General features: G+C 52.5%; 19 protein-coding genes. 8 read left to right on the top strand and 11 right to left on the bottom strand.

Translation table 11 applies throughout. The features are described from left to right. Window positions 1-17: 17 nt before the first annotated feature. From mog to ilvN, 6 genes are all read right to left on the bottom strand, one after another. Window positions 18-560 carry a molybdopterin adenylyltransferase gene (gene mog / locus SH668x_RS15725; RefSeq protein WP_437186018.1) on the bottom strand — a complete coding sequence of 181 codons (543 nt, stop codon included), beginning with the start codon at window positions 558-560 and terminating at the stop codon, window positions 18-20. A gap of 47 nt (window positions 561-607) precedes the next feature. After that, entirely contained in the window at window positions 608-1,282 is a 675-nt protein-coding gene (locus SH668x_RS15720; protein ID WP_437186017.1) for a DUF3467 domain-containing protein, read from the bottom strand. Window positions 1,283-1,485: 203 nt separating this feature from the next. Continuing rightward, window positions 1,486-2,685: a Gfo/Idh/MocA family protein gene (locus SH668x_RS15715; RefSeq protein WP_437186016.1), complete on the bottom strand. Its 1,200-nt coding sequence runs from the start codon at window positions 2,683-2,685 to the stop codon at window positions 1,486-1,488. Between the two features lie 336 nt (window positions 2,686-3,021). Further along, on the bottom strand, window positions 3,022-4,431 hold the full coding sequence (gene murD, locus SH668x_RS15710; RefSeq protein ID WP_437186015.1) for a UDP-N-acetylmuramoyl-L-alanine--D-glutamate ligase: 1,410 nt from the start codon (window positions 4,429-4,431) through the stop codon (window positions 3,022-3,024). 195 nt (window positions 4,432-4,626) lie between these two features. Continuing rightward, window positions 4,627-5,631: a ketol-acid reductoisomerase gene (gene ilvC / locus SH668x_RS15705; RefSeq protein WP_437186014.1), complete on the bottom strand. Its 1,005-nt coding sequence runs from the start codon at window positions 5,629-5,631 to the stop codon at window positions 4,627-4,629. 180 nt (window positions 5,632-5,811) lie between these two features. Then, window positions 5,812-6,345 (bottom strand): acetolactate synthase small subunit, encoded by a 534-nt coding sequence (gene ilvN / locus SH668x_RS15700; protein WP_437186013.1) that lies wholly within the window; start codon window positions 6,343-6,345, stop codon window positions 5,812-5,814. A 508-nt stretch (window positions 6,346-6,853) separates the two neighbouring features. On the opposite strand from ilvN, the gene SH668x_RS15695 reads away from it, so the two are divergent. From SH668x_RS15695 to glnA, 4 genes are all read left to right on the top strand, one after another. Further along, window positions 6,854-7,837 carry a DUF1559 family PulG-like putative transporter gene (locus SH668x_RS15695; RefSeq protein ID WP_437186012.1) on the top strand — a complete coding sequence of 328 codons (984 nt, stop codon included), beginning with the start codon at window positions 6,854-6,856 and terminating at the stop codon, window positions 7,835-7,837. A gap of 346 nt (window positions 7,838-8,183) precedes the next feature. Continuing rightward, on the top strand, window positions 8,184-8,615 hold the full coding sequence (locus SH668x_RS15690) for a hypothetical protein (RefSeq protein ID WP_437186011.1): 432 nt from the start codon (window positions 8,184-8,186) through the stop codon (window positions 8,613-8,615). 252 nt (window positions 8,616-8,867) lie between these two features. Next, window positions 8,868-9,923, top strand: a complete 1,056-nt coding sequence (gene recA, locus SH668x_RS15685; protein ID WP_437186010.1) for a recombinase RecA — start codon at window positions 8,868-8,870, stop codon at window positions 9,921-9,923. A 90-nt stretch (window positions 9,924-10,013) separates the two neighbouring features. Continuing rightward, entirely contained in the window at window positions 10,014-11,426 is a 1,413-nt protein-coding gene (gene glnA, locus SH668x_RS15680) for a type I glutamate--ammonia ligase (RefSeq protein ID WP_437186009.1), read from the top strand. A gap of 149 nt (window positions 11,427-11,575) precedes the next feature. Here the strand turns inward: glnA and SH668x_RS15675 are convergent, their stop codons facing one another. Then, window positions 11,576-14,206: a cation:proton antiporter domain-containing protein gene (locus tag SH668x_RS15675; RefSeq protein ID WP_437186008.1), complete on the bottom strand. Its 2,631-nt coding sequence runs from the start codon at window positions 14,204-14,206 to the stop codon at window positions 11,576-11,578. A 405-nt stretch (window positions 14,207-14,611) separates the two neighbouring features. Here SH668x_RS15675 and SH668x_RS15670 point away from each other — a divergent pair, with 405 nt between their 5' ends. Continuing rightward, window positions 14,612-15,097, top strand: a complete 486-nt coding sequence (locus SH668x_RS15670) for a YaiI/YqxD family protein (RefSeq protein WP_437186007.1) — start codon at window positions 14,612-14,614, stop codon at window positions 15,095-15,097. A 203-nt stretch (window positions 15,098-15,300) separates the two neighbouring features. Further along, window positions 15,301-16,167, top strand: a complete 867-nt coding sequence (locus tag SH668x_RS15665) for a GHMP family kinase ATP-binding protein (RefSeq protein WP_437186006.1) — start codon at window positions 15,301-15,303, stop codon at window positions 16,165-16,167. 226 nt (window positions 16,168-16,393) lie between these two features. On the opposite strand, the gene SH668x_RS15660 is transcribed toward SH668x_RS15665, so the two are convergent. The 4 genes from SH668x_RS15660 to leuB form a co-directional block, all read right to left on the bottom strand. Next, window positions 16,394-16,774 carry an SET domain-containing protein gene (locus SH668x_RS15660; RefSeq protein WP_437186005.1) on the bottom strand — a complete coding sequence of 127 codons (381 nt, stop codon included), beginning with the start codon at window positions 16,772-16,774 and terminating at the stop codon, window positions 16,394-16,396. Window positions 16,775-16,915: 141 nt separating this feature from the next. Further along, window positions 16,916-17,617: a DUF2062 domain-containing protein gene (locus SH668x_RS15655; protein ID WP_437186004.1), complete on the bottom strand. Its 702-nt coding sequence runs from the start codon at window positions 17,615-17,617 to the stop codon at window positions 16,916-16,918. A 101-nt stretch (window positions 17,618-17,718) separates the two neighbouring features. Beyond that, window positions 17,719-18,327 (bottom strand): TlpA family protein disulfide reductase, encoded by a 609-nt coding sequence (locus tag SH668x_RS15650; RefSeq protein WP_437186003.1) that lies wholly within the window; start codon window positions 18,325-18,327, stop codon window positions 17,719-17,721. Window positions 18,328-18,402: 75 nt separating this feature from the next. Beyond that, window positions 18,403-19,479, bottom strand: a complete 1,077-nt coding sequence (leuB, locus tag SH668x_RS15645; RefSeq protein ID WP_437186002.1) for a 3-isopropylmalate dehydrogenase — start codon at window positions 19,477-19,479, stop codon at window positions 18,403-18,405. Window positions 19,480-20,202: 723 nt separating this feature from the next. On the opposite strand from leuB, the gene SH668x_RS15640 reads away from it, so the two are divergent. Together SH668x_RS15640 and lepA are read left to right on the top strand one after the other, a co-directional pair. Then, on the top strand, window positions 20,203-24,531 hold the full coding sequence (locus tag SH668x_RS15640) for an FHA domain-containing protein (RefSeq protein WP_437186001.1): 4,329 nt from the start codon (window positions 20,203-20,205) through the stop codon (window positions 24,529-24,531). Window positions 24,532-25,047: 516 nt separating this feature from the next. Next, complete coding sequence (lepA, locus tag SH668x_RS15635; protein WP_437186000.1) at window positions 25,048-26,850, top strand: translation elongation factor 4; 1,803 nt, start codon at window positions 25,048-25,050, stop codon at window positions 26,848-26,850. The last annotated feature ends 136 nt before the right edge of the window (window positions 26,851-26,986 follow it).

The following is a 26,986-nucleotide window of genomic DNA, read 5'->3' as shown; positions in this document are numbered from 1 at the left end:
GGCAGCAGATTGCTTGCCTACTTCTTTGGCCGAAAAGCAGTGATGCGTTCCGCACTGGTCTCAAGAAAAGGACCCTCGATCAGGTCAATGCAGTAAGGAACCGCGGGCATCACTGCATCGAGGCACTCTGCAATGGCCTTCGGCTGACCGGGCAGGTTAATAATCAAGGAGTTCCCGCGAACTCCAGCGGTTTGGCGAGACAAGATCGCCGTGGGGACTTTGGTGAGTGAGACAGATCGCATCAGCTCACCAAACCCGGGAAGCACTTTTAAGCAGACCGCTTCGGTTGCCTCTGGGGTGACATCGCGAAGGGCGGGACCTGTGCCACCTGTCGTGACAATCAGGCAGCAACCCTGTTCATCGCTGAGTTCGACGAGCGTTTTCTCGATGAGTTCCTGATCATCGGAGATGACTCTGCTGACAGGAACCCAGGCTGACGTGAGGACCTGCTGAAAATATTCGAGAATTGCCGGTCCACCGCGGTCTGCATATTCGCCTCGACTTGCCCGATCTGACACGGTGACAATCCCGATCCGAATTTCTCGCGCCACTTCAGCCATCTTATGATTCAGCCTGATTGCTATGGAAGTTGTCGGATCAGAATCGCTTACGCCTGAGGACCGGGAGGTTGTAAGGCACGGGTTAGAGATTTTAAGAAGGGGGCAATATGAGGCACACTCAAGTAGACTCGATTGGAAACCGCCGAACGTGGATACAGATTCGTGATGAAGTCAAAACAGAATTCAGTAGCTGAGTGACGAATCAGCACTCCATTGGCATAGCGTCCACTCAACATTCGATCCGGCAGTTTGAGGTCGTCGTAGATTTCCTCGATCGGCGGCGGAGAGGGATGCTGTTCCGGCAGATTTTCAGGATGGAATGCGGGCAATTCTCCAGAAATCCCCGTGTCAGTTTCTGAGCGAGGCTGATCGCTCGACTCAACTTCGGGTTCGGGGAGTAACTTGGGAATCGGAGCCAATGGGCCAAACCGCATTTCATAGTTGACGATGTTGTCCTGCAGCGCCACGACAAACTGCTGACAGACCAAATGAGGCATGACAACGCGCGCGGTGACTCGCTGTTGTTCACCCATCCGGAGCACGAAGTCGAGAACGATTTCGAAAGGCCCAGTCAGAATCATCACGCCATTGCTGAACACTCCTGTTCCAATTTCATCTGGAACCCGAGCGCTCAGGTGACTGTGCCGCACCTGTCCTTGCACAGTCTGATCCTCTTCATCACCGGGCTTACCGGTCTCGTCATCAGGGGGGACATTCGTCATCTTGAATTGGACCTACAATTACTGAAAAAGAGCTGAGCGACCAATTTCGACATGGCTGAACACACCATCGCTGGCACCTCTCAGACCGTTCTTCAGGACTGGACGTTCTATCCCGCAACGACACAAAATGAAACATCCTCCCAGCTCTTCTTCAGGGCAAGGGAGGACGATCATTTTAGAATGAAAGTAAGCTCTGTCGACGCTTATTTTCGGCAGGCTTCATGCTTCAGCGGGACCCATCCGGAATTCTGCTGGCTGCTGGCGACGCACTGCTGAATGAAGTTCATTCCATCAATGCCGTCATAAATATTTGGGTAGATCGTGTTGAGGGACTCAAACGATTCTCCGGTTGCTCGCTGAATCATGGCATCATACGCAAACCGGTACACATTCGCGAAAGCCTCAAAAAACGCCTCCGGATGCCCACCCGGCAAGCGTGACGACGCAGCCGATAATGGAGATGTGAACGGTGCCCCTGGATTGCGGGTATAAACCTGCCACGGTTCGCCATTCCGACGAACATACATGTGGTTAGGCTCTTCCTGTCGCCACGAAATCGCAGCTTTGGTGCCGTCGATATCAATCGAAAGATCGTTCTCGCGACCATGCGAAATCTGGCTGGCAGTGACGGTTCCCAGTCCACCATTCGCAAACTTGATCACAGCGTGACCATAGTCATCCAGCTGGCGACCTGGTTCGAAAATTTTCAGTGTGCAGGAGACTTCTTCTGGCAGCAAACCGGTGGTGTAACGGACAAGGTTGTAGGCGTGTGTCGCAATGTCACCGAATGCTCCCGCGATGCCTGATTTCGTGGGATCTGTACGCCAACCTGCCTGCTTTGAATCTTCTGTTTCAAGTCGAGTTCGCAACCAACCTTGAATGTAGCTGCTCCGAATCGCCTGAACTTCCCCGAGTTCTCCGTTCAGGATCATTTCACGAGCCTGACGCACCAGCGGGTAGCCGGTGTAGTTGTGAGTTACAGCAAACACAACCTTGTGCTTTTCGATAAGCTTGGCCAGCTCTTCAGCCTCTTCGAGTGTGAAGGTGACTGGCTTATCGCACATGACGTTGACACCACGTTCGATCGCAGCTTTGGCGACCGGAAAGTGCATGTGGTTTGGAGTTGCAACTGTCACGAAGTCGATGCGATCTCCTTCAGGACGCTTCGCTTCTTCATCCAGCATCTCGATGTAGGAGCCGTATGCACGATCAGGTTTGATGTCGTAAAAAGGAGCGGATGCTTTGGATCGCTCTGCATTGGAGGAAAGTGCTCCGGCGATCAGTTCAGCGCGATTGTCGAGAATCGCAGCGATGTTGTGCACGCGACCAATAAATGAACCCTGTCCCCCTCCAACAAGACCCATCTTCAGTTTTCGGTTGAGCTTCCCGTTCACATGGTCCATTGAAATTCTTCCTCTTCAAGACACAAACAGATGATGGTTCGATCGGAATTTGTCCGAACCGCTCACAATTTCAGTATCAATCAATCCCGTTGCAATTGCTTCAACTCTTCATTGATTGAGCGTTCAGGGGCGCTCTGAGAATAGTCACCCATAAACGAACTCGCAACTTACGGGAATCGGTCGAGTTGCCGTCGACATCCCTTTCGGGGTCGACAGATTTACCGAAATCACTTGAGTCAAGCCACTGCTCCGCGGAAGTAGCGTGTTGATCAAGGAATGGGTGCCATCACAATGTGTCGGGCACTACTGAACGACCAAGCGTCCGAGCGAAATGTCTTATCCACGCAATTTCGCTGCACATTCCACGAAGCATCTTCCTCGCTGTTCGTAGTTCGTGAATTCTCCGTGACTGGCACAAGCTGGGGAGAGCAGAATCGTGTCCCCCTCACGGGATTCTCCCCATGCCCAGTCGAATGCCTCAGGCAGCGACGCGAGTACCCGGACACTCTCTGCATTGAGGGACGTCCCCCGGGCATACTCCAGAATCATATCTTTCAAATGTCCTGCGGTTTCGCCAATCAATGCGACCGCTTTTGCTCTCTCTGCAATCCTTTTCGCCAGTGCATCGAGATCAATCCCTTTATCCTTGCCGCCGGCGATTAAAATCAAAGGAGTCGTAATGGCTTTATTGTTCAGTGCGGCCAGTGTGGATTCGGGGGTTGTCGCTTTGGAGTCGTTGATGAGGTCTCGCCCCTGGACGCTCTCAAGTCTTTCGAAGCGATGGTCAAGTCCCTGGACTTTCGACAGCATGTCTCCGAACTTCTCCAGCGAGATTTCAAGCCCCACTGTTACCGCACCCAAGGCTGCTGCCACGTTCGCCATTCCGTGTTCATTTCGTAACCACGGAGCGAGATCTGTCTCCGCAATCTTCCACGCGCCGACATTGGAACGAACGATAATGTTGTCTTCGTTAATCTTGACGCCGTTGCGATCCTGCCAGACTTCCTTTCCGAACCAGACTACCCGGGCATCGGTTGGCCACAGCGAAGAGTCTGGATCGTCGGCGTTCAGCACTGCTATTTGCTCGGCAGATTGCCAGCAGATGGCTTCCTGTTTCGACTCTCGGTAATGGTCCAGCGTTTGATGCCAGTCAATGTGGTTTGGAGCGAAGTTTGTTACCACGCTCACGTCCGGCTGAATCTTGAGTTCTGCCAGTGCCGCCAATTGAAAACTGCTGAGTTCGAGTACTACGTACTCATCCGATGTCATCTCTGAAACGCGGTGAAGTAACGAGCCTCCGAGATTCCCTCCAACCGTTGATCTGATTCCAGCATTCACGAGGAACGTATGAATCAGCAAGGCTGTCGTCGATTTACCGACGGTCCCTGTAACAACAATCTTCTTCGCTGCGCAGTTGCTCCAGAAAAGGGCGATTTCGCTTGTGAGAGGAATCCCCCTATCGCGAGCGAGTTGGAGGAAGCGGTTCTCTCCAGCCGGAACAGCAGGGCTGACGACGATCAGATCAGCATTCAAAAAATCCTGATCCTGATGTTCTCCAAAGGTCGTTTTCTCGAGCTTGTCGACAGGAATCATCTGCAATGAAGATTCCAATGCTTCAGCTGTCCGAAGGTCTGTCACTGTCACCAGCGCACCTTTGGATAGGAGAAAGTTGACGACCCCGACTCCTCCGCCGAAAAGCCCCAATCCCATCACAGTGACACGTTTGTCGGCGAGGTTATCAATCATCTTTCAATTCACTCATTGCTCGATGGGATTCGATTCAAGGGGGGTTCGATTCTATGAAGTCAATCTGGTTTTCAATACTCTCCTGTCACGACATTTATGCAATTCCAATGCTCCCCTGAAAAAATAAAGCGAGCCGGAAACATGGGCTTCCGGCTCGCAGTGGTTCAGGGTGAAACCTCGGTCAATTGACCGGGATTACACTTCTTTGGAATCAATCCAGGTCATCATGCTGCGGAGTTCGCGACCAACCTGCTCGATCTGGTGCTCGCGCTCACGGCGGCGAATCGCTTTGAAGCCAGCCTGATTGACTTTGTTCTCGAGCAACCAGTTACGGGCGAATGTTCCGTTCTGGATCTCAAGAAGAACTTGCTTCATCACCTTCTTTGTTTCTTCGGTAACGATGCGTGGTCCTGTTGAGTAGTCGCCGTACTCAGCTGTGTTCGACACGCTGTAACGCATGTAATTCAGACCGCCCTGATAGAACAGGTCAACGATCAGCTTGAGTTCGTGCATACACTCGAAGTATGCCATTTCTGGCTGGTAACCAGCTTCAACCAGTGTTTCGAAGCCGGCTTTGACGAGAGCGCTGACGCCCCCGCACAGAACAGCCTGCTCACCGAAGAGGTCGGTTTCAGTTTCTTCAGCGAAGGTTGTTTCGATCACACCACCGCGAGTTGCACCGATCCCTTTTGCGTAAGCGAGAGCCAGTTTTTTAGCCGACTCAGATGCACCTGGGTACATCGCGATGAGACCAGGGACACCGCCCCCTTTGACGTATTCGCTGCGGACGAGGTGACCAGGCCCCTTTGGAGCGACCAGACCTGCGTCAACGCCAGCTGGTGGAGTGATCTGGCCGAAGTGAATGTTGAAACCGTGTGAGCAGAGCAGCAGATTGCCTGGCTTCAGGTTCGGCAGAACGTCATTGCGGAAAACGTCTCCCTGAACTTCGTCTGGGAGAAGAATGTTGATCAGATCGCCAGCTTTTGCAGCATCAGCAGCTGAAACAGGCTTGAAGCCGTGGCTGACAGCGAGGTCGTAGTTAGGGCTACCTGGACGCTGCCCGATGATGACTTCGCAGCCACTGTCGCGGAGGTTCTGAGCCTGAGCATGCCCCTGGCTGCCGTATCCCAGAATCGCAATGGTTTTCCCTTTGAGGAGGGACAGGTCTGCATCATCGTCGTAATAAATCGTGACGGGCATTGTAAGTGAGCCTTCAGGAAAAAGTGTTTGGGTTTGGTGGTTGAATAGGTTGACTCGAACAGGTGGTCGCCACCTGTATTGAGCCCCGCGCCTACCAGCGATTCGCGCGGACACGTTGAATTCTCCGGTGCTCGCTCCAAGTGTGAACCTGGCATCAACACCGATACTCATCCGACGAGATTATCTCGCCTCAGCCTGCAGTGTTGGGTCAAGCACTTCAGCATTCGCCGACATGGTCAACGTACGGGCCAGTGCAATCCGACCTGTTCGTGCCATTTCGAGAATGCCGAATGGGCGAACAGCGTCGATAAAGGCTTCGACTTTCCGCTCCTGCCCGGAGATCTCGATCATGACATGATCCGCTGAAACGTCGACGATCCGACCTCGGAAAATGTCGACGAGTTCTTTCAACTGGCTGCGCACTAGAACACTTTCAGTGCGAACCTTGATCAGCATCAGGTCACGTTCGACATGCTCCTCTTCGAGGTAGTCGACGACCTTGACGACAGTCACGATCTTTTCAAGTTGCTTACGAACCTGATTCAATTCCTGGCTGCTGCCGGTCACGACGAATGTCATGCGAGAAAACTCAGCGTTTTCAGTCGGACCAACTGCCAGGCTGTCAATGTTGAATGCACGTGATGCAAGCATGCCTGAGATATGAGCCAACACGCCAGGCTGGTTCATCACGAGTGCAGAGAGAATATGTCTCATAAATTCACACTTTTCAGGAAAGGCCTGCGGTAGGCGGCCTTCCGATTCGCCGAAACCGCACCTGAGCAGTTCAGGTGGGCAATTCGAAACCCAATTGTCCATCGATTTCATCTGCGTCTTCTGGACGGGCAGAGGTGCCACGTTCTCCATGACAAACCCGATGATTCGAGGTTCACCAGAACTGAGCCCAGTCTCGGCAGATCTGGGAGTCTATCTCAGGCGTGCCGCATGCTCAACTGTCCGCTGGGAACAAAGATATTCAGCGACGGCAGATGTGATGTAATTCCCACCCTCGTCAGAGGCACTAGCTCGATCTGTCCGCATCTGCGCACAACGCAGCGAAGAGAGATCCACATATGCTTGAATATTAATTCACGTTTTGCATAATACGCTACGGATAATATCGAATGCAATGTATGCAGTGGCGATTGAAATCGCTCGAACGTGTGCTTTGTTCGTGTTTCGTCCTCCCATTAGCGATAGCCCCAAGACCGAGAATCCAACCCCAATGCGCCAGAAAAACTTGACCGCGACTCGAAATTATCGCGGCTTCACATTGATTGAACTCCTTGTTGTCATTGCAATTATCGCAGTTTTAATCGCACTTCTGCTCCCTGCCGTTCAACAGGCTCGAGAGGCTGCAAGGCGAAGCCAGTGTAAAAACAATTTGAAGCAAATTGGACTGGCAATGCACAACTACCACGATGCGTTCAACACCTTCCCTCCCGGCTCGGTTTGTTCATATCATTCAACAAATCCGTGGGCGTCGATCCTTCCTAACGCAGACCAGGCTGCCGCCTACAATCAACTCGTCTTTACAGACGGTTGGTCATGGATTGGGCATCCAGACAACTGGCCAGTGAGTGGGAATGGGCCGGGAATGCCAAATGGCCCGGTTCTCAATGGGCTCAAGCCAGCATACATGCTCTGCCCAAGTAGCGTTTTGCCGAATTCAGCATCACCGAACGGGTTTAATATCGTCATGGCAAGTTATGTGTTCATTGCTGGCTCAGATTTGGATCAAGGAGCACGGGCGACAGCAAGCAGCAGTGGAATTGCATCAGCGGGCGGAATCTTCTTCCAGAATTCCAAAATCGGATTTAAAGACATCACCGATGGTTCGTCCAACACATTTATGGTTGGCGAGCAGTCCGACTTCGTGAAAGACGGGGCGGGCAACAACATGGATCCTCGATCCTCAGGGGCAGGGAACGGGTCGTTTATCGGGGATCCAAATTCGAACGTCTGGGACTCGGATTCACGCTGTTATGGTCGAACAACGCTGCGATACAGTCTCGCCTCCCGCGATGGAACACAGCCAAATTCTTCCGGCGAAGCGAATTGCAACACGTTACTCGTTTCGGCTCATGTTGGTGGAATCCACATCCTCTTGTGTGACGGTGCGGTTCGTTTCCTGTCATCAAACACTGATATGGGGACGGCCAAAGCACTCGCCGGCCGCGCCGATGGAAAAGTTATCGGTGAATTCTAATGCAGTGGCGTGAACGGCGTGACTGTGCATGGCGATCCCTCGGTTTTCCGCACATCATTCCGAGGTGAGGCGAAATTTGTCGTGTCCATCGAGCCCCGCATCTCTCCACATTTTTGTGATTTGAGAAATGTCGAATTTCTGGCAAGCCATGTGAGCACCGTATTTGTCGAGTCGTCGGCAGCCAAAATACTCACAAGCGAAATTCAAGCGAAATTTCTGCAATACAGTGAGCGACGATTGCCTCCAGGCGACCAATAGAAATGCGTCGACTGGAGGATATTTTGCAACCGGCATTCACTCCGCGATTTGCGGTGAATCCAATACTCAGAAGACAGAACCCTTCATCATGAACAATAGACTCGGATTAAGTGATGGTCGCCGTTGGGCGGTTCCAGTTCTCTGCTTTTCTCTTTTCGCACTAGGATGCGGTGGAGGTGGAGACAGCATTGAGGGGGTCAAAGTGACGGGGAAAGTCACTTACAAAGGGGTGGCTGTCGAAGAAGGGAGCGTCAATTTTTACAGTCCGGAGAAGAGTGTTGGTGGAACAGCACCTATCAATCCTGACGGAACCTACGAAACCCTTCGTCCACTCCCTGCAGCGACCTATCAGGTGTCCATTTCTCCGGCAAAAATCGAGAAAGCGATGGCGAAAGCGACACCCGCCCTCGTCCCGAAGGATATGCCAAATATTCCTCAAAAGTATCGTAGTGGCACAACCAGCGGGTTCTCAGCTGAGGTTACGGGGGAAAGCAAGTCGATTGACTTCGAAATGAAATAGAGAGTTTTGGGGAAATGCGTGGGATTTTCGGGCAACTGTGGCTCGGAAATCGCTGCGGTATGTGATTCCAGCGAAGGAGAAAGTAGGAAATGGAACGTCAATTTCCTTGTCTTCTTTTAACATTGAATTGAACTGGTTCATTGTTATAGTTGTGTTCTGATGTTCAGTATTTCGGGGCAAGGAATTTGTCTTCGAGTACACTGTTGAACAAGGGCATTCAGGCCAACGAACGTTTTGGAGAAATGCAGAATCATGGCCAAGGCAAAGATCGCGAAGAAATCGGATTCATCCAGCTCAAAAGAATCCAATGGCGTTCTCCAGAATGCACTTGGGCAAATTCAGAAGAGCTTCGGCGAAGGTTCCATCATGAGGTTGTCGGACCAACCGGCAGCCTCCGTTGATGGAATTTCCACCGGTTCATTCTCGTTGGACCTTTGTCTCGGTGGCTCCGGACTTCCACGAGGTCGAATCATCGAGCTTTTCGGGCCTGAATCGAGCGGTAAAACGACCTTGGCTCTCCACGCCGTTGCGAACGCACAGAAAGCGGGTGGAATCGCTGCATTTATCGATGCGGAGCACGCGTTGGATCCTGCTTGGGCCAAGCGTCTCGGAGTGAATCTGGAGGAACTGCTTGTCAGCCAGCCGAGCTATGGTGAAGAAGGCCTCCAGATCGCAGAAATGCTGATCAAATCCAATGCTGTGGACATCATCGTCATTGACTCTGTGGCTGCACTTGTCCCCAAGGCAGAGCTTGATGGCGAAATCGGCGACAAGCACGTCGGTCTGCAGGCTCGCATGATGAGTCAGGCGATGCGAAAACTGACCGGGGTGATCGCGAAAGCAAAAACGACCGTCATCTTTATCAATCAGATCCGTGAAAAAATTGGTGTGATGTTTGGTAGCCCGGAAACGACTCCCGGGGGACGTGCGCTGAAGTTTTATAGTTCCTGTCGGCTGGACATTCGCCGTATTGCGACCTTGAAGGATGGGGATGAAACGATCGGAATTCGCATGAAGGCGAAGGTCGTGAAGAACAAAGTGGCTCCTCCATTCCGTGTTGCGGAATTTGACATGCTGGGGACCAGAGGAATCAGCATGGAGGGTGATATTCTGGACATGGCCACTGCGGTCAACATCGTTCAGAAGAGCGGAGCGTGGTTCAACTACGGAGAAACCCGGCTGGGGCAGGGCCGTGAAAAGGCGAGAACATATCTGGAGGAGAATCCTGAGGTTCTCGACGAAATCAAAGGGAAGTTGGTCGAATCCAAAGACCTGATCAAAGGAGCTAGCGGCGGAGCCGATGACTAGTCAGAATAGCTGAGACCCCATTTGGCCGGCGCTACAACGAGCCGGTGGGGCGCTGACTTGAAGACATCATTGAGACTCAGGACATTTGATATGACTCCTCGGGAAGTACTGGCGCTCTGCCGCCAGAACGAAATTCAGGCCATTGACCTGCGGTTTATGGATTTTCCCGGAACTCAGAAGCACTTCACAATTCCTTCTCAGGTCCTGACGGAACGAAGTTTTGAAGACGGGATGACGTTTGATGGGTCGTCGATTCGGGGATGGCAGTCCATCAACGAAAGTGACATGCTCGTCGTCCCACAGGCCGAAACTGCAATGATCGACCCGTTCATGAAGTCGACTCTGTCGATGACATGTAACGTTCAGGATCCCATCACTCGCACTGATTATCCTCGTGATCCTCGAAATGTGGCGAGGAAAGCGGAAGCGTACATGCGATTGACGGGAATCGCAGATCTCGCCAATTTCGGACTGGAGCCCGAGTTCTTTGTCTTTGACGACATTCGTTTCGATTACAACGAACACGAATCTTACTACCACATCGATAGTATCGAGGGAGATTGGAATCGCGGAAGAAGTCAGGGAACCCAGAATCAGGGAGCCCGAATTCGGCGTCGCGAAGGGTATTTTGCACTCCCGCCGGCCGATACGCTGCAGGATCTTCGCACGGAAATCATGCTGACATGTCTGGCATGCGGTGTTGAGATCGAAGGCCAACACCACGAAGTCGCTACAGCAGGTCAATGTGAGCTCGATCTGAAATATTCCTCGCTGCTACACGCCGCTGACAGCATGTTGCGGTTCAAGTACATCGCTCGAAATGTCGCCGCCCGGCATGGAAAAACAGCGACGTTCATGCCCAAACCTGTCTGGAATGAAAACGGTTCCGGGCTGCACATGCATTTCTCGCTTTGGAAGCATGGGCAAACCTTGTTTGCGGGCTCCGGTTACGGAGGGTTGAGCGAATTAGCGATCTACGCAATGGGCGGAATTCTTAAACACACCCCCGCACTGGCAGCGTTTTGTTGTCCGACGACCAACAGCTATAAGCGGCTTGTCCCCGGATTCGATGCTCCAGTCAACCTGACTTACAGCTATCGAAATCGTTCTGCAGCAGTACGAATTCCTGCACAAACATCTTCTGTGGATACCAAGAGGTTCGAGTACCGATTCCCAGACCCGACCTGCAATCCGTATCTGGCAATGTCAGCGGTGCTGATGGCGGCGATCGATGGGATTCAAAATCGCATTGACCCGGGCGATCCGCTCGACAGAGACATCTACGATTTGACGCCTGAAGAACTCTCCGAGTATCCCAAGGTTCCAGTGTCGCTGGAAGAGGCGCTTCAGGCTTTGCGTAAGGACAACGATTTCTTGTTGCGAGGAGACGTCTTTACAGAGGACGTGATCGACACCTGGATCTGGTACAAAGAAAAGCACGAAGTTGATGCACTGCGAGAACGCCCTCATCCGTGGGAATTCGCAATGTATTACGACATGTAATGGAGAGGGCATTCATCGCCTCCTCAACCAGCGCGACAAACTGTCTCGTATAAAACGGAAGAGCACGACCTTGATTGGTCGTGCTCTTTTTATTCGATCACCACGCCCGGAAAATGAGTATTTTTGGGCGTGTTCGCAGTCGAGATCGACTATCTGGTGATAATGTCGATGACGTCCGTTTCGGATGTTGCTTCGAGCAATGCCTCTCGCTGCTCGACTGTCCCAACGGCTCGGGCAATCTTGCTCAAGAGGACCACTCGCATTTCCGGATGTTCTTCCGGTGTAACTAACAGGAATACAAACCGGACAGGCTCCGAAGAATGCGTATTGAACGACACACCCTCGCGACTGATCCCGAAGGCAATCACTGGTCGCTCAAGCCCCGGACAGTTTGCGTGAGGGATGGCAATTCCCATTCCGACATCTGTCGAGATCTCATGCTCGCGGGCAATCGCCAGTGAGGCGATGTGCGAATCATCAGGGACTGCTCCGCGCGGAATGATCCCCGCCAATTCAAAGATCACGTCGTGAGCATTGTCAGAAGACAAGTCCAGTTTGATCGCCCCACGTCGCAGTGCATCTGGCACGGAGACTTCTGGACGTCGCGGATACTCATCCTCGATTCGCCCCACAACCTGTTCGAGAATATCTTCAATCGTGATCAGCCCGACAGGGCGGTTGAGGCTTTCAACCAGACAGACTGAAAGTCCTTCCGATTGCAGTTGCGTCAGCAAGGAATGAACATCCATGTCGACACTGACTTTGCAAATGGGCCGAACAAGTTCAGTCCATGATGTCCCCGAGCTTGTGAGTCCGACCAGATCTTTCGCAAGCAAATATCCAATCACTTCGCCGTTGGATTCAACAACTGGCCAGCGGGAGAAATGTTCCTGCGAAATTTGAGCTCGCACGCTTTCAATTGGAGTGTTCGTGCCCAGTCGCTTCACTCTTGGCCATGGAACCATCAATTGATCAACACGTTGCTGGCTGAGATTGGAGACATTTTCCAACAGCAAGCGGAGTCGGAGTTCACGAACCGTCTTCTCGACCACCTCGCGGCTTGCCCCAAAGTCGGCGAGAACGAGGCGCGACAACGCGACAGCTGCTTCTCCTTCTTCAAACACGGCAGCTGATGCGCCAGCCTCTTCCAGATGAACGCGGTCCTGCAGGTATCGGGCACGAACCAAAACACGAATTTTAGGATTCAGGCTGCGGGCAGCGTGAATAATCGTGCTGATGTCTGATGACTGAGGCAGCGTGACAACCAGATGTGAAGCTCGTCCAACTCCAGCCTTTTCGAGCACAGCCTCCCGGGAACCGTCCCCATAGACTGCGAGCTGACCGTTCCGATTCGTTTCCGTCACAGCGTCCATGTTCATGTCGATAATCACAGTTTGCAGCCCCGCTTCGCGAAGCATGTGATTGACGGATCGTCCGACCGGTCCATAACCGATGACGACGGCGAGTCGAGTTTCTGGCGCCTGCGACGCGATTTCCTGTGAGACATTGAGGTTTGCGCGACGCATGCGTTGATCGGTGCGGTAATTGAGAATTCGCCACAATTTCGGTCTGCGACGCAGCCAGTTCTCAATATCAGGCACGAATCGGAAGATGAGAGGGTTAATTGTGATTGTGAGAATCGCAGCAGCGACGAGCACGCTATGCGACGCTTCTGACATCAATCCGAATCGAGCAGCAACGTCCGACAGAATGAAGGAGAATTCCCCGACCTGCGAGAGAGCAATTGCGACAGTCAGTGCGGTACGGATCGACCATCCCAGAACAGCCACAATCAACAATGCCGCCAAAGGCTTGATCACGAGAATGATGAACAAAGCGGCGAGGATCATGAGTGGTTGTTCAATCAGGAAAATCGGGTTGAACACCATGCCCACCGAGACGAAAAAGATCACCGCAAAAGCGTCACGCAACGGCAACGCATCCGCAGCTGCCTGATGACTCACTGGAGATTGTGCGACCATCATCCCTGCCAGAAACGCTCCCAATGCCATGGATGCTCCGAAGGCCCAATAGGCTCCGGCAGCGACGGCCACTGAGAAAACGAGAACTGTGAGAGTGAACAGTTCGCGAGAGCGAAGACGAGCAACCTTTTCCAGTGCCCAGGGAATCAGACGCATCCCCAGCACCATGACGATTACCCCGAGGATCACCAGTTTCAACAACGCGATTCCAATCGGAATCAGCGGGTGAACTGCCTCTGTCGCCGCTTCGTGTCCATGTGCATCACCTCCCCCTGCAGCCACCCCGACTGCCGGAATGATGACCAACACAATCACTGTCAGTAAGTCTTCAACAAGCAACCATCCAACTGAAACGTGCCCTTCCGGAGCGTGAATCACGTTGGCATCCATCAGCACCCGCATCAGCACCACGGTACTCGCAACGGAGAGTGCGAGGCCGACGACGACAGCTTCTTTTACCGGCATCCCCATCTCATAGAAGATGAAGACCGAAGCAAGAGTCGCAACGAGAACTTGTCCGACCGCCCCGGGGATGGCCACCCCTTTAACGGCCATCAAATCTTTTAGGTGAAAATGTAGGCCCACTCCAAACATCAGCAGGATCACACCAATTTCCGCAAGCTGATGCGCCAACGCCACGTCCGCGATAATGCCCGGAGTATACGGGCCAATCACGACACCTGCGATCAGATACCCGACGATGGGGGAGAGACGCATCCACTGGGTTAATAAACCAAACAGCCAAGCGAAAAAGAATGCCGATGCGATCGTTGTGATGAGGGGGAGGTCATGATCCATCGGCTGAACTTCTAACGAATTTTCAAGAAGTGATCCGGCGAGAATGCCATTTCTCCTCGTTTCCGTGAGGAGCAGACAAATCCAGCGGGTAATAAAAGCGTTGAAATTGCACGGTAAAGAGTGATCAACAGAATTCCAACATCACATTCCCACTCCAATCGGTTTTTTGAGAATTTTGTGATGTTTTGCCATCCATTCACGTTCGAATTCTCTACTGCATATTTAGTAGTTCAGTCGTTTAAGGAAGTGGAGATTTTTTACGGGGCGATCTCTTCTGGATCGTATAGGTTTACGAGAGAAACCAGAGACAGGGGAGGTCTTTCCCGGTAGAATTTCGTGAGCCAGAAGAGTGGTGACCGGCAGTGAAGAATTGATCCTTTTCCTCCCAAGACAAATCTACTATATATGCAAATCTGGATTGATGCTGATGCCTGCCCGGGTGACGCCAAGGAAATCCTGTTTCGAACCGCTGTTCGCCGACAGGTGAGCATGACACTCGTCGCAAACCAGCCGATGCACCCTCCGCGATCTGAGTTTCTCAATACTCTGCTCGTCGGCTCTGGAGCCAATGTCGCAGACCAGAAAATCGTGGAATTACTTCAGCCAGGCGATCTGGTCATCACCGCTGACATCCCCCTCGCTGCCAATGTCGTTGCGAAAGGAGGGGAAGCACTCGACCCCCGCGGGCATCTCTACGACAGGCAGACGATCGGCGAGCGTCTGGCGGTCCGTGATCTGCTCGATGAACTCCGGGCGAGCGGCGAAATTTCGGGTGGACCGAAAAGTTACGGGGCGAAGGAGAAGCAGGCGTTCGCCAACCAGTTGGATCGCTGGCTGACTAAATCGCTACGTAAGTTGAGAGTTCCGCCGGTGGTTCCTCCTTCTCAGTGAGGAACGTGTTGCCTCGAATTGCGTTCCTCAGCGATCTTCGACAAAATTCACTCGCATTGATACGCATTCATGTTTAGATCGGCCACTCCGTCCAGCACTCAATGAACTTGCCAGCCTCAGTTTCAATCCGTACGGGATCCCGGCTCCATTTCGGACCGCTTTCATACCTACCTGCATCCGGGCGACAATTCGGAGGGGTGGGGATGATGATCGAAAAGCCCGGGGTGGAACTGACGGCGACCTCCCCAATTCCACGCCACAAGTACGGAATAGCTTCCACTCGTGCTGATTCAATCCTTGCTCGATTACTTCAGCAGCATCCTCAGTTGAATCGGCCAGTTCAGATTGATCTTTCCGAGGAGATCGTCGCGCATTCAGGTCTTGGCTCCGGGACGCAGTTGGCGATGGCGATGCTCGAATCGCTGATGATTTTGAATGGCGAATCAGTTGAGTTTCCAAGCCTCGCCCTTGGTGCCGCTCGAGGCGATCGGTCTGCCATTGGATTGAACGGGTATGAAACGGGTGGCTTTTTAATCGATGCTGGGCATTCTGGAGACGGCTCTTTGGGAGACCTCGCTGCCCGGGTGGAATTTCCTGCGGAATGGCGAGTTGTTCTCCTCCAACCAGCCGATGCGAAAGGACTCCACGGATCTCTGGAGATTCAGGCGTTCCGACAATTAGGGTCGATGCCCGAATCGACAACAGGACGACTGTGCCGTCTCGCGCTCACGGAAATTCTTCCAGCACTTCAACTCAAGCAGTTTTCCGCGTTTGCTTCGGCGCTCTCCGAATTCGGATGTCATGTTGGTGAGTTTTTTGGACCGACTCAGGGGGGAGTGTTTGCCTCACCGCTGATGCGGAAATTGCTGCAGACGTTCCCCAATGTGGAAGAAACCGGAATGGCTCAATCATCCTGGGGGCCAACAATTGCCATGTTTTCTCCCAGCGAAGCCGCAGCCTATGAATTGATTCGTCGCTTGCGGGTTTGGCTGGATGGAAAAGCGTGTGGGATTCAGGTCACCACTGCCAGAAATACAGGGCGAACGATTTCAGTTCAGCACAGTCACTGACGTCTGCCGACCGCGAAGTCGGCAAGTCGATGAACGTGACGGATACTGATTCGCCTCAGGTCCAAGCCTCTCTCTCACTTATCTGTGGCTGTCAGGAGAGGCTTCAGGACGATCTGTGACACGAGGTGAGCCCCTGTCTCAGGTGTGTGGCGGCGATCGGTGCCACACACTCGTTCAAACGCTGCATTTCTCGCCGCCGGAATGCCACACTCTCGGAGGATGCAATTCAGTCGATCACTTCGAAACCGAGATCGTTGGATTGATCTTCCGGATCGCCGTTGTAGTTGATGGTGACTTCTTCACCCGCTTTGATGTCGCGATAGGCGGTGAAAACTTTCGTTTGACGCCCGATATCTTCGTAGTACGCGTTCGGCTTGAAACTGTGGTTGTAAAGCGAACCGTAGCCCATTGCGAGCGCCGCCTTGGTTTCCGACCAACAGTAGGCGTAGTATCCAAGCTCGGATTCAACGATCTTGTCCCAGGTGACGATGATCAGTGGCACACGCTCGAACGGTGTCCCTTCCGGGATATCTTTCTTGGCGAAAACGCCGCGTCCCTTGTCTTTGGTGTACCGGACTTCCAGGTAGTCGGACTGAATATGCGCCATGGAAAAGATCGCCTGAAGCAAGTTGAAAAACTGCAGAATCGCTGCATCTTCTTGCTTTTTACGGGACTTTCAACTCTGCACGCCGGAATTCATCTGGAATGGAATTCCAGTACTTGCAGAGTGCTCATTGAGAACTGCTGATCAACTCGAGGCGATGGCGTCAGAAAGTGGTTTGGAGAACTGGACGTTCTCCTTCCGTCGCTTTTGAATGGAACTCGCCAGATAGAGAACGACGGGGTAGCTGACGATGGCAAAGATTGCCCCGAGAATGACAGAGCCGACAGCGAGTGGAAGCCCCACGTTTACAATGATCAGTTTAAGTGATGAACAACTGTCGCTGATGCTGGCGAAATGAAACATCTCCTTGAATTCCAACCAGGTCGTCTTGTTTGGATAGAATAGTGTTCCGATCCGGTAAGAATACCAACACAGTGGAATTGTGGTCAGCGGGTTCGAGATATAAACGCCAATTAACCCAGCGATGCGGTTAAATCGGAAGAATTTCTTCGTGCAGAATGCGATCAGCAGGACGAGCGCCATCTGGAAGCCGCCGGTTGGCGTGATCCCGACAAAGACTCCGATTGCTGTTCCGAGTGCGATCGAATGAGGCGAGTCGTCCAGGTGAAGGATGGTGTTCAGCCAATGCTTCAGGTTCAGGCAACTCTTCACCCGTCCCCAAAGTGTCGGTGTCACCTCCGGGCCGGGGGGAAGGGCCTTTTCCAACACTGAATCTGTCGGAATCAGCAGTCGTGCAGCGATGTTCGAGCACTGTTCGTCAATTGAACATTGCTCGTCTGCTCGCCTCTCCCCTTGCGGGACCATCGTTTCTTCATCAGTTATCATGGACCCTGCCACGTCAGGCTCGCACCTCACAGTGTGTTTGGATTGGCACTACCAGAATGGTGTGATCGGATATTCACAGAAGGAACTGGAAGTGACTCAGGTCACTTCATCAGCTTTTCGACTAGCGGAATGATCTGATCCTGATAGGTAAATTCTTCCGGGTTCTCCACGTCTGGAAACTGGCCAGCCAGTTGTCCGTGTTGATCGAAGACAAGCACAATTGGGATCGACTGCTGATCGACCTTTTCCTTGAAGAAGACGTCTGAGCTGTCAGACAGCAGAATATTGTGGATGTCTGCCTCGTTCTTAACCAGAAACTTCTCTACTTTGGGCAGATACGACTCCACCGGTTCATCTGCAATTCCCTCATAATCGAGAGAAACTGAAATGCAGGCAATCCTGTCTCCAAACTCTCGATGGAGCCGAATCAGATTCGGAAACTCCGCGATACAAGGGGGGCAATAGGTTGCCCAGACGTCGACAACAACGACCTTCCCCTTGTTCTGTTCGACGAGTGCGAGTGTCTCTTCCCAATTGGCGATTTTGACCTGGATTCCATCGACTGGATTCGATGCGGAGGCAGATTCGGGAACAGCTGACTCAGTGGTGAAAGTGCCAGAACTTGGGCGGTCCGGCAGGGATTTTCCTTCAGATGCAGGCTTGCATCCTGCGAACACCAATAATGCAAGACATGCGATCAGACGCACCATGACAGACCTCCCATTCACATCATTGAGAAACATGGAGCGTTCCCGACAGGAATCGGGAACGCTCCATGAGTGGCGTTAAGCCAACGCTGCCAGAACTTTCTGGCCCATTTCTACAGTCCCGATACTTGGTGTCCCTTTCGGGGCAATGTCCTTCGTGCGGAACCCGGCATCGAGGACTTTCTGAACCGCTGCTTCGATTGCTGTGGCTTCTTCCTCCAGCTTCAGCGAATGACGCAACAGCATTGCGGATGCGAGAATTGTGGCCAATGGATTGGCAATTCCCTGTCCGGCGATATCTGGTGCCGTCCCGTGAATTGGCTCGTAGAGTCCAGGACCATCGGATCCAACAGAGGCGGACGGAAGCAATCCCATTGATCCCGGCAACATCGATCCTTCATCGGTGAGGATGTCACCGAACAGGTTGCTGGTCACGACCACGTCAAAAGCAGTTGGCTTGGAAATCAAGTGCATTGCCATCGCGTCGACCAGAACTGTATCGAATTTCACATCAGGAAACTCGGTCTTGATGACTCGCTCTGCCGTTCTTCGCCATAGACGGGAAACTTCCAGAACGTTGGCTTTGTCGACGGATGTCACGCGACCACCGCGACCTTGAGCAGCCTTGGCTGCCACTCGAACAACACGTTCAATTTCGTGAGTCGAGTAGGTCATTGTGCTGAAGGCGGTTTCGCTTCCATCGTCGTTCTTCTTCAGACCGGACTCACCGAAGTAGATGCCGCCGGTCAGTTCTCGAACGAAAAGGATGTCTGTTCCCTGCACAACTTCCCGCTTCAAAGGGGAGGCGTCGACGAGGCATTCGAGAGCTTTAATCGGCCGCAAATTTGCGAACAACCCGAGTTCTTTACGGATTTTCAGCAAGCCGGCTTCCGGACGTGTTTTGGCGTTCGGATCGTCCCATTTCGGACCCCCGACGGCACCCAGCAACACTGCGTCTGATTGACGGCAAGCGTCCAGAGTGGCTTGAGGAAGTGGATCCCCAAAGTCGTCGATTGCGTTTCCGCCGATCGGATGTTCGGAAAATTCAAATTGATGTCCGTATTTCCTCGCAACCAGATCCAGAACCAATTTGGCCTGACTCACGACTTCAGGGCCGATTCCATCTCCTGGCAACAATGCGATCCGAGCGTTCAACTGAGTGTTTCCCTATTTGAAAAGATGATGAAAATGAGAGTGTTTCTTCACTCTCCCGATATCAGGTCCAATCTGGCAGAGGCAATGCGTGTTCGACTGCCTGATTGGTCGATTTTCGCTGGCAGGAATTCCAAGGGAGTTCAAATGCCTATTGACAGATGATTCACTGTAACGTGGCTGAGAGTGCGCTGCCACCGCATGTCCCGTTATCACGACTCGATTGATCAGTGCGCGGAAGCGTGGCGGATTCTCTTGGTTCTGAGAGTTCTGTAAGACGCCGCCTCGCTAATGATCAACCTATGATGATTTTTAATTTTCATCTTATTATGAGGGTTGTAGCGAATATCTGTCTTTGCAGTGTCTTGTTGCAGATTGTGTCTGGTTGCAAATTGTTTGGGTGTTGTTGGTTACGGTTTGTGGCGTTCTGGTTCAGCTGGCGGAGGGAGGACCTCCCTTAATCTCTCAGGCTTGGTTTCGCCTTCAATCGGCGTAGTGGAAATACGGTCTGTTTGCTCGCGTATTGCCGATTAGGACTGGCTTAAAGGTCTGGGTCCTGCACAATTCTTACGAGTCCGGGGCCGGTGAATTCGTGAAAACGCAGCCCGACTCCCTGCGGACTTTTTGACGCTCTGCAAACTGTGAGCTAGATAACAATAGGTAAGTGGCGTTGAAAATAGTGAACAAACTATTGATCGAACGAATCGTCTGCTTGGAAATGGTTCGATGTCAGAGAAAATCGTGTCTGAAATGCATGTTGGTGATGTTCGGAATCCTGTTCGAACTTCCTCGTTAGGGCCATCCGCAGATGCGATTCAGGTCGATTTAGGAATTCGACTTACGCCGGTTCATCAAGGCAGGGAAGTCGATTCGATCGATCTCATTCCGGGCCAATACACCTTCGGCTCTGCCGAGGATTGTCAGGTCGTCGTTCCGATCGATGGAATCGCTCCGCGGCACTGCACTTTCATCGTTGGGAATCACCGAAGTATTATCAAGGCTCTGTCCAACCGGACGTGGGTGAATGACGGCCTTGCTGTCGAAGCGGCATTGCGTCATGGGGACCGACTGGTGATTGGTCCGATCGAGTACACAGTCGGTCCGATCACACAGGCTGTGGAAGAACATGATTTCAGCGTTCCGCACGCTTTTACCCCTGATTCACGATTCGAGAGTCGCGTCGAACCTCCCATGCCGAGAAACGATGCTCAACTCATTCGTCGAGAAGCCCAGTTGAATGAATTGCTGGAAGTGATTCAAGGGCATCTGGATACAGCATTGCAGCAGGAACGGGGTCTGCGAGAGGAGTTCTCTAAAGAACGAATGAGCATCCAGCACCGTGCGCGCGAGCTCGATTTTCAGTGGAAGGAATTTGAGACCAAGCGGCATATCGATGCGAAACTTCGCGAGTCACTCCAGAAGAATTCACACGATATCGAGGTCCGGAAAAAACAACTCACAGCCTATGAACAGGAACTGTCGGAGCGACATGCGGAACTTGCTGACCGCTCTGCTGCTTTGAATCAATTCTTTCGACAGTTGAAAGGGCGGGATGAAGAATTATCGACTTTAGAACAGGTCCTTGAAGGGGAGAAACGTGACTCAGCACGTCTCCTTGAAGAGCGACACGCTTCGCAGGATCAGTTGCTGCGCTCGCGAGAATCCGAGCTTGAAGAAAAGCGACTTGAACTGGAGTCAAACTTCGCATCCGTCCAGCAGCAGCAACAGGAACTTCAGTTGTTGCAATCTGAGATCGAACAGAGTCAGGCAGAATGGGCAGAAGCCTGTAAGGCGAAAGAAACTCTTATCCGCGATTTGGAGTCAAAAGCCTCGCAGCGAATGCAGCAGGTGGAGGAGGAGGAAGAACGTCTCAGCCACTGGTCCCGCCGCGTCACTGAAGCAGATGCAATTGCGACTGATAAATTGCAACTCCTGGATGCGAGGAGTTTGGCCGTCGAGCAGGCAGGTCAGCAAGTCGATATTCAGCTAGCGACCATCAAAGAAAAGCGACATGAGATTGATCTTGAATTGGAGAGACTTCACGCTGCCCATAATGAAACGGAGCAAAAGCTCTTTGAGATTCAGCAGTTTGAGGACTATGCCGCAGAGGCACGTCGTTCGATTTCAGAGAGCAACGCACTTCTCTCAGAACGTGCCAGGGGGCTGGATCTGCGCGAACACAATGTGAATCGTTTGCAGGCTGAAGTTCAAAAACATGAAGCGGCTGTCGCAGCGGAAGAGGCTCTCGTCGAAGAGCGATTGCAACTCGCTCGGATCACGGCCAACCTTCTCGACGAGCGCAATGTCGCTTTGGAGCAGCGCGAACGTCATCTCGCCGAGAGCGAGTTGGGGCTTCACTCTCGTGAAGTCGCCGTGATTGCAAGAGAGATGGATCTTGAAGAGATCCAGGCCGCAATTCATCGCAGAGAGGCAGAACTCTCTCTGAAATACCGCGATTTCAGTCAATCTCTCGAGGCAATGCAGGCCGAACGACTCAGCCTGAATGGATCGCAAACGGAATTCAACCTGTTTGCCTCGGACAAGCAGAGTCAGCTCGACGCCTTCAGCCAGAATCTGGAACAAGAAAAGGCTGCTTTCGAGGAGCAGCGCGCACAACTCTCTCAAGAAATGGAAGAAGTTCGCCATTTGCAGGCTGAGCTCAACGAGGGACGCGTACGACTTCAACTTGAGCAGGAGCATCTCAACAACTATGCGGCGGAAATGGCTCCGCTGCGAGCGAACATCGACGCTGAGCAGCTTCAGCTGACCGCAGAAACTGAGCGATTGAAACGACTGCAGGTCGAGCTCGATCAGCTGCGCGCTGCATTTGATTCTGAGCGGAATTTACTCGAAGAAGAGAAGACTCGCTTTTATCAACTGCAGGCTGATCACGACAACGAAAAACGCACTTTGGAGCATCAACTTGGCGTGCTCAATGATCAGACGGCGTCTCTCCAAGCGGATTCGGCATCATTTCGAATTGAGCAGGAACAGTGGCAACAAGCCTGCAAAGAGTTCGGCACCGACAGCCAGGCACTGCAGCAGCTTCGCGATGAGATTGCAGCTGAGCAGGCACTGCTCACTGCAGAGAAAGAACGTTTCGCCGAGCGACAAATCGAGTTGGATCGCTCGAAGCAGTCTTTGGATGAACAATTGGCTGAGTTGGACGCTCAACGTGCTCAAATTCACGCCGAAACTGATGCAGTTCGCGATGAGCGTGAAAAGTTGGAAAGCAGTCGAGCCGACTACGATGCTGAGCTTCAGAATCTCAACCGATTACGCGGCGAGATCGAAGCAGAGCGTCAACGGGATGCCTACGACCGTGAACAACTCCGTACTTCGCAAGCTCTCTTCTATTCACAGGAGGAGTCCTTGCGAGCCAAACAACTTGAATTGCAGGGCGAAGCGGAAACGCTCTCTCAGATGCGGCAGGAAGTCGAATTCGCCCAGCATGGATTGAAACACCTGGCGTCCCAGACTCATGAGACTGTCGATCGGCGAAATGACTCCCACGAGATTGCTGAGGAGTTGGCCTCGCTCCGCATCAAGTACGAATCTCTGCTCGCCGATGCTGAGGAGCGGAAGCGACAGGATGAATTTGAGCGTGCTTCAAACGAACAGAAACTCAAGCAGCGCGAGGAGAACTGGGAGGCAAAGGTTGCATCAGTCAATTCGGCAATTAAGGCTGATCGAGATGAACTGGAAGCGTTGAGGGCTCTGATCGAAGATCAGCAAACAAACCTGATGACTTCGTCGACTTCCGCTGTTCCAGACTCAGTACATCCGGATCAGGATCAAATCAACGAGCGGCAGTTGGCACTTGAAGCACTGGAAGCTCGTTTGCTCGCGGAGAATGAGCGTCTGCACGAGATTGCCACCAATCTCAAATCTCGGGCACTGGAGTTGGAACGACGGGAAGTGGAACTCTCCGAATTCAATATCGATTCCTCCAACATGTTCAACGATAGGAATCTGAGCGTGTTTGGAACGTCTCATGCCGGCGAGCTGAGATCGGATAGTCAGATCGCAGAGGACGTGGCGGCAGCAGACGAAATCTCGGAGGTAATTCGTCAGGAACTGGCGAGCGACAAACGAGTTGAAGCAGGAGAACTTCCAACCGATCGTGCGGAGATTGAGTCGACTGACTCGGAAGAAGAAGCTGCAATCAAGTTGAGGCAACAGCTTGCCAGTCTGTTCGGAATGAACACTGATACGAGCGAACCTGCTGAAGAAAGCCGAGCAGCCAGACGAAGGCGGCTTCAGGCGGAACGTGAAGAAGCTGATCGCATCTCCGCGGAGGCGGCTGAAGATGTTGCCCCATCCGTGGAAGAAGAAGTTCGGCAAGAGGTCGACAAGCAGGTCGAAGAATCAAGCATTGTTCAAGAAACAGTCGTCGAACGTCGCCGTTCTCGGGCTGTCGAACCGACCCCGCAACCGGAGCCGGCATTAAGCCGTTCAACTGAAGATGAGGGAGAAATCTCTGTCGCTGACTACATGGAGCGATTGATTGCCCGATCGAGACAGGGTGGGAATCCGTCCAGTTCTGCGGCGTCCACCGACGCTGCACCGAAGCAGAACGTGCGGCCCGCACCTGTTACTCAGCCTCCAGCAGAGGTCGAAGTTGGCGAGGAAGTGATTGCCAGAAGGACAAGAAAGCTGGATGAGTCAGAAAAGCAGGCATTGCGAGTGAATCTGGATTCGTTTCGCAAACTGGCGAATCAGTCAGCGCGGACCGCGGTGGTGACATCCACTTGCGAGAAGAAGTCGACATCACTCAAGACAATGTTGACGATCAACGCTTTGGGTTGGGCGATGACAGGCATACTGCTAACGTCGGAATTCTGGTACGGAGAACGCCTATTGATTGAAGCTGCGAGTGTTGGATCCGTCTCGCTGTTTCTCTCGTGTTTGTGCATCTACCGAATGAAAGAGATCCGAAGACTCCAGCATCGCAGCGCCGCTGAATTGCGTTTAGATGCAGTCATCGAGCAGACTCCCAGAGTGGAGGAGCAGGCGAATGGATCAGAAAAGTCAGGTCCGCTTTCGTTCCTGTAATCGTGGCAAGCCTGAGCTTTTGGAGACGGCTCAGATATCTGTGGGTGTTGTGTGGATTGGTTGTAATTCACACTCCCGTAGTCGGTTATGGAAATTGTCCACGAATGTGATCGACCGCTTTTTTGCTGAAAATCGATCGATACACCTCGAAGCGTTCCAGGAGAATTCCTGGGATTCCGGCATTCAGAACCGACCTTCAGCACTCCCCTGTTTGAAAATCTTCTTGGAAAGACGGACTCTCATATCCGTTTTTTTAGAAAACAGCTATGATGTGGGTTCTGTAGAAAACGGAACCGTGAATTGATTTCGGCCCGCTCGCTGCAGAGTCCCCATACAGAAATTTCCAGCGACACGGTGTCGCCTATCTGGAAAATTCGGCGTCCTTTTTCGGCTGATGGGCAATTCACCGATCCGCAAGGTTCGTTCTAAGACGGAACAACATCTTCGAACCGGGTGGTTGGCTTCTCGCGGAAACGGCGTCATTGACCGCATATCGCCCGTGCAAGACCGACACTGATGAAGACGGAACTGATTCGCAACTTTTCTATCATTGCCCACATCGACCATGGCAAAAGCACGCTTTCTGACCAGCTGCTTCTGAAAAGTGGTGCGATCGATGAACGTGAATTCCATTCTCAACTGCTCGACGATCTGGACGTCGAAAAGGAGCGAGGAATTACCGTCAAAGCGCGAGCGGTCGCGATCGACTACAAATATAAAGGCGAAACGTATCAGTTGAATTTTATTGATACGCCGGGGCACGTCGACTTTCATTACGAAGTTTCCCGGTCGCTGGCAGCGTGCGAAGGAGCACTCCTCGTCGTCGACGCCTTTCAGGGGGTTCAGGCGCAAACTGTTGCAAATGCCTACGCTGCGATCGAATCGAATCTTGAGATCATTCCTGTGATCAACAAGATCGACTTGCCGGTGACCCGTATTCCGGAAGTTTGCGACGAAATCGAGACAGTGATCGGCCTCGATGCTTCAAGCGCTCTTCAGGTCAGTGCCAAAGCAGGGATCGGAATTGAAGCGTGTATCGAAGCGATCATCGAGCGAATTCCTGCGCCAAAAGGAGACCCGGATGCACCTCTCCGGGCTCTGGTTTTCGACAGCAAATACGATGATTACCGTGGAGTCATTACGTACGTCCGTGTGATCGATGGAACAATTCGAAAGCGAGACCGGATCCGTTTCATGAAAGCGGCCACGGTTCATGAAGTGCTGGAAGTCGGACAGTTTCGGCCATTTATGGTGGAATCGGAAGAGCTCGGACCGGGGCAGGCCGGTTACGTGATCGCCGGGATCAAGAACCTCGGCAACGTCCACATCGGTGACACCGTTACACAACAAGGGAATCAGGCCGCCGTAGCATTGCCGGGTTATAAGCAGCCCAAGCAGATGGTGTTCTGCGGGATGTACCCGATTGACGCGACGGACTTCGAAAAGCTGCGATTCGAACTTGATAAGATGGCGCTCAACGATGCCAGCTTCTCGTTCACTCCTGAGACCAGCGATGCCCTCGGATTCGGATTTCGGTGCGGATTCCTCGGAATGCTGCACATGGAGATCATCCAGCAGCGTCTGGAGCAGGAAGCGGATGTCGACCTGATCCAAACCGCTCCGAACGTGACTTACCACATCCTGAAGCCGAATGGTGACGTTCAGATTATCGACAACCCGGCTGACGTGCCGGATGCGGGACAGATTGAAGAATTCCGCGAACCGATCGCGAAAGTCAACTTCATTCTTCCGAGTTCCAATATCGGCCCGATTATGCAGCTCTGTGCGGATCGGCGAGGGGAATACAAGGGGACAGAGTTTCTCGGCCCTGAACGGGCCCAGCTCAGCTACGAACTTCCGTTGGCTGAGATCATTTACGACATGTATGACAAGCTGAAGTCGATCACCCGAGGCTATGGGACGATGGACTACGAAGTCATCGGCTTCCGTCCCGCCGACCTCGTGAAGCTCGACATTCTCGTTAAGGGAACGCTCGTCGAAGCGCTCGCAACCATCGTTCACCGTTCGACTGCAGATCGACGTGGGCGCGCATTGGTGAAGAAGTTGAAGGAAGAGATTCCAAAGCACCAGTTCGAAGTTGCGATTCAGGCAGCCATTGGTGCTCGCGTGATCGCCCGTGAAACGATTTCTGCTCTCCGTAAGAACGTGACCGCCAAGTGCTATGGGGGCGACATCTCCCGTAAGCGGAAACTTCTGCAGAAGCAGAAAGAGGGTAAGAAACGCATGAAGCAATTCGGTATGGTGGAGATTCCCCAGAAGGCATTTCTATCAGTGCTGGAAGCCGGAAAAGACGAGTAATACTCGCCTCCTGACGTCGGATCTTTATCAATCCCCCGTAGAGCATCTCTGCGGGGGATTTTTTTATGTTGATGCACCTCAATGCACGGATACTCGCTCTCGAAGAGCTGAGTTTTTAGTTTCGAATTATATCGGA

This window comes from Planctomicrobium mucosum, from assembly GCF_051466335.1.
Lineage (GTDB): Bacteria > Planctomycetota > Planctomycetia > Planctomycetales > Planctomycetaceae > Planctomicrobium.
Note: the sequence above shows the minus strand (reverse complement) of the source record. Positions and strands in the feature narration are given on the sequence as shown.

What these genes read in the sequence shown, in the direction of transcription:
- mog (WP_437186018.1), bottom strand. Translation starts at nt 560, where the DNA reads ATGGCTGAAGTGGCGCGAGAAATTCGGATCGGGATTGTCACCGTGTCA.
- SH668x_RS15720 (WP_437186017.1), bottom strand. Translation starts at nt 1,282, where the DNA reads ATGACGAATGTCCCCCCTGATGACGAGACCGGTAAGCCCGGTGATGAA.
- SH668x_RS15715 (WP_437186016.1), bottom strand. Translation starts at nt 2,685, where the DNA reads ATGGACCATGTGAACGGGAAGCTCAACCGAAAACTGAAGATGGGTCTT.
- murD (WP_437186015.1), bottom strand. Translation starts at nt 4,431, where the DNA reads ATGATTGATAACCTCGCCGACAAACGTGTCACTGTGATGGGATTGGGG.
- ilvC (WP_437186014.1), bottom strand. Translation starts at nt 5,631, where the DNA reads ATGCCCGTCACGATTTATTACGACGATGATGCAGACCTGTCCCTCCTC.
- ilvN (WP_437186013.1), bottom strand. Translation starts at nt 6,345, where the DNA reads ATGAGACATATTCTCTCTGCACTCGTGATGAACCAGCCTGGCGTGTTG.
- SH668x_RS15695 (WP_437186012.1), top strand. Translation starts at nt 6,854, where the DNA reads ATGCGCCAGAAAAACTTGACCGCGACTCGAAATTATCGCGGCTTCACA.
- SH668x_RS15690 (WP_437186011.1), top strand. Translation starts at nt 8,184, where the DNA reads ATGAACAATAGACTCGGATTAAGTGATGGTCGCCGTTGGGCGGTTCCA.
- recA (WP_437186010.1), top strand. Translation starts at nt 8,868, where the DNA reads ATGGCCAAGGCAAAGATCGCGAAGAAATCGGATTCATCCAGCTCAAAA.
- glnA (WP_437186009.1), top strand. Translation starts at nt 10,014, where the DNA reads ATGACTCCTCGGGAAGTACTGGCGCTCTGCCGCCAGAACGAAATTCAG.
- SH668x_RS15675 (WP_437186008.1), bottom strand. Translation starts at nt 14,206, where the DNA reads ATGGATCATGACCTCCCCCTCATCACAACGATCGCATCGGCATTCTTT.
- SH668x_RS15670 (WP_437186007.1), top strand. Translation starts at nt 14,612, where the DNA reads ATGCAAATCTGGATTGATGCTGATGCCTGCCCGGGTGACGCCAAGGAA.
- SH668x_RS15665 (WP_437186006.1), top strand. Translation starts at nt 15,301, where the DNA reads ATGATGATCGAAAAGCCCGGGGTGGAACTGACGGCGACCTCCCCAATT.
- SH668x_RS15660 (WP_437186005.1), bottom strand. Translation starts at nt 16,774, where the DNA reads ATGGCGCATATTCAGTCCGACTACCTGGAAGTCCGGTACACCAAAGAC.
- SH668x_RS15655 (WP_437186004.1), bottom strand. Translation starts at nt 17,617, where the DNA reads ATGATAACTGATGAAGAAACGATGGTCCCGCAAGGGGAGAGGCGAGCA.
- SH668x_RS15650 (WP_437186003.1), bottom strand. Translation starts at nt 18,327, where the DNA reads ATGGTGCGTCTGATCGCATGTCTTGCATTATTGGTGTTCGCAGGATGC.
- SH668x_RS15640 (WP_437186001.1), top strand. Translation starts at nt 20,203, where the DNA reads ATGTCAGAGAAAATCGTGTCTGAAATGCATGTTGGTGATGTTCGGAAT.
- lepA (WP_437186000.1), top strand. Translation starts at nt 25,048, where the DNA reads ATGAAGACGGAACTGATTCGCAACTTTTCTATCATTGCCCACATCGAC.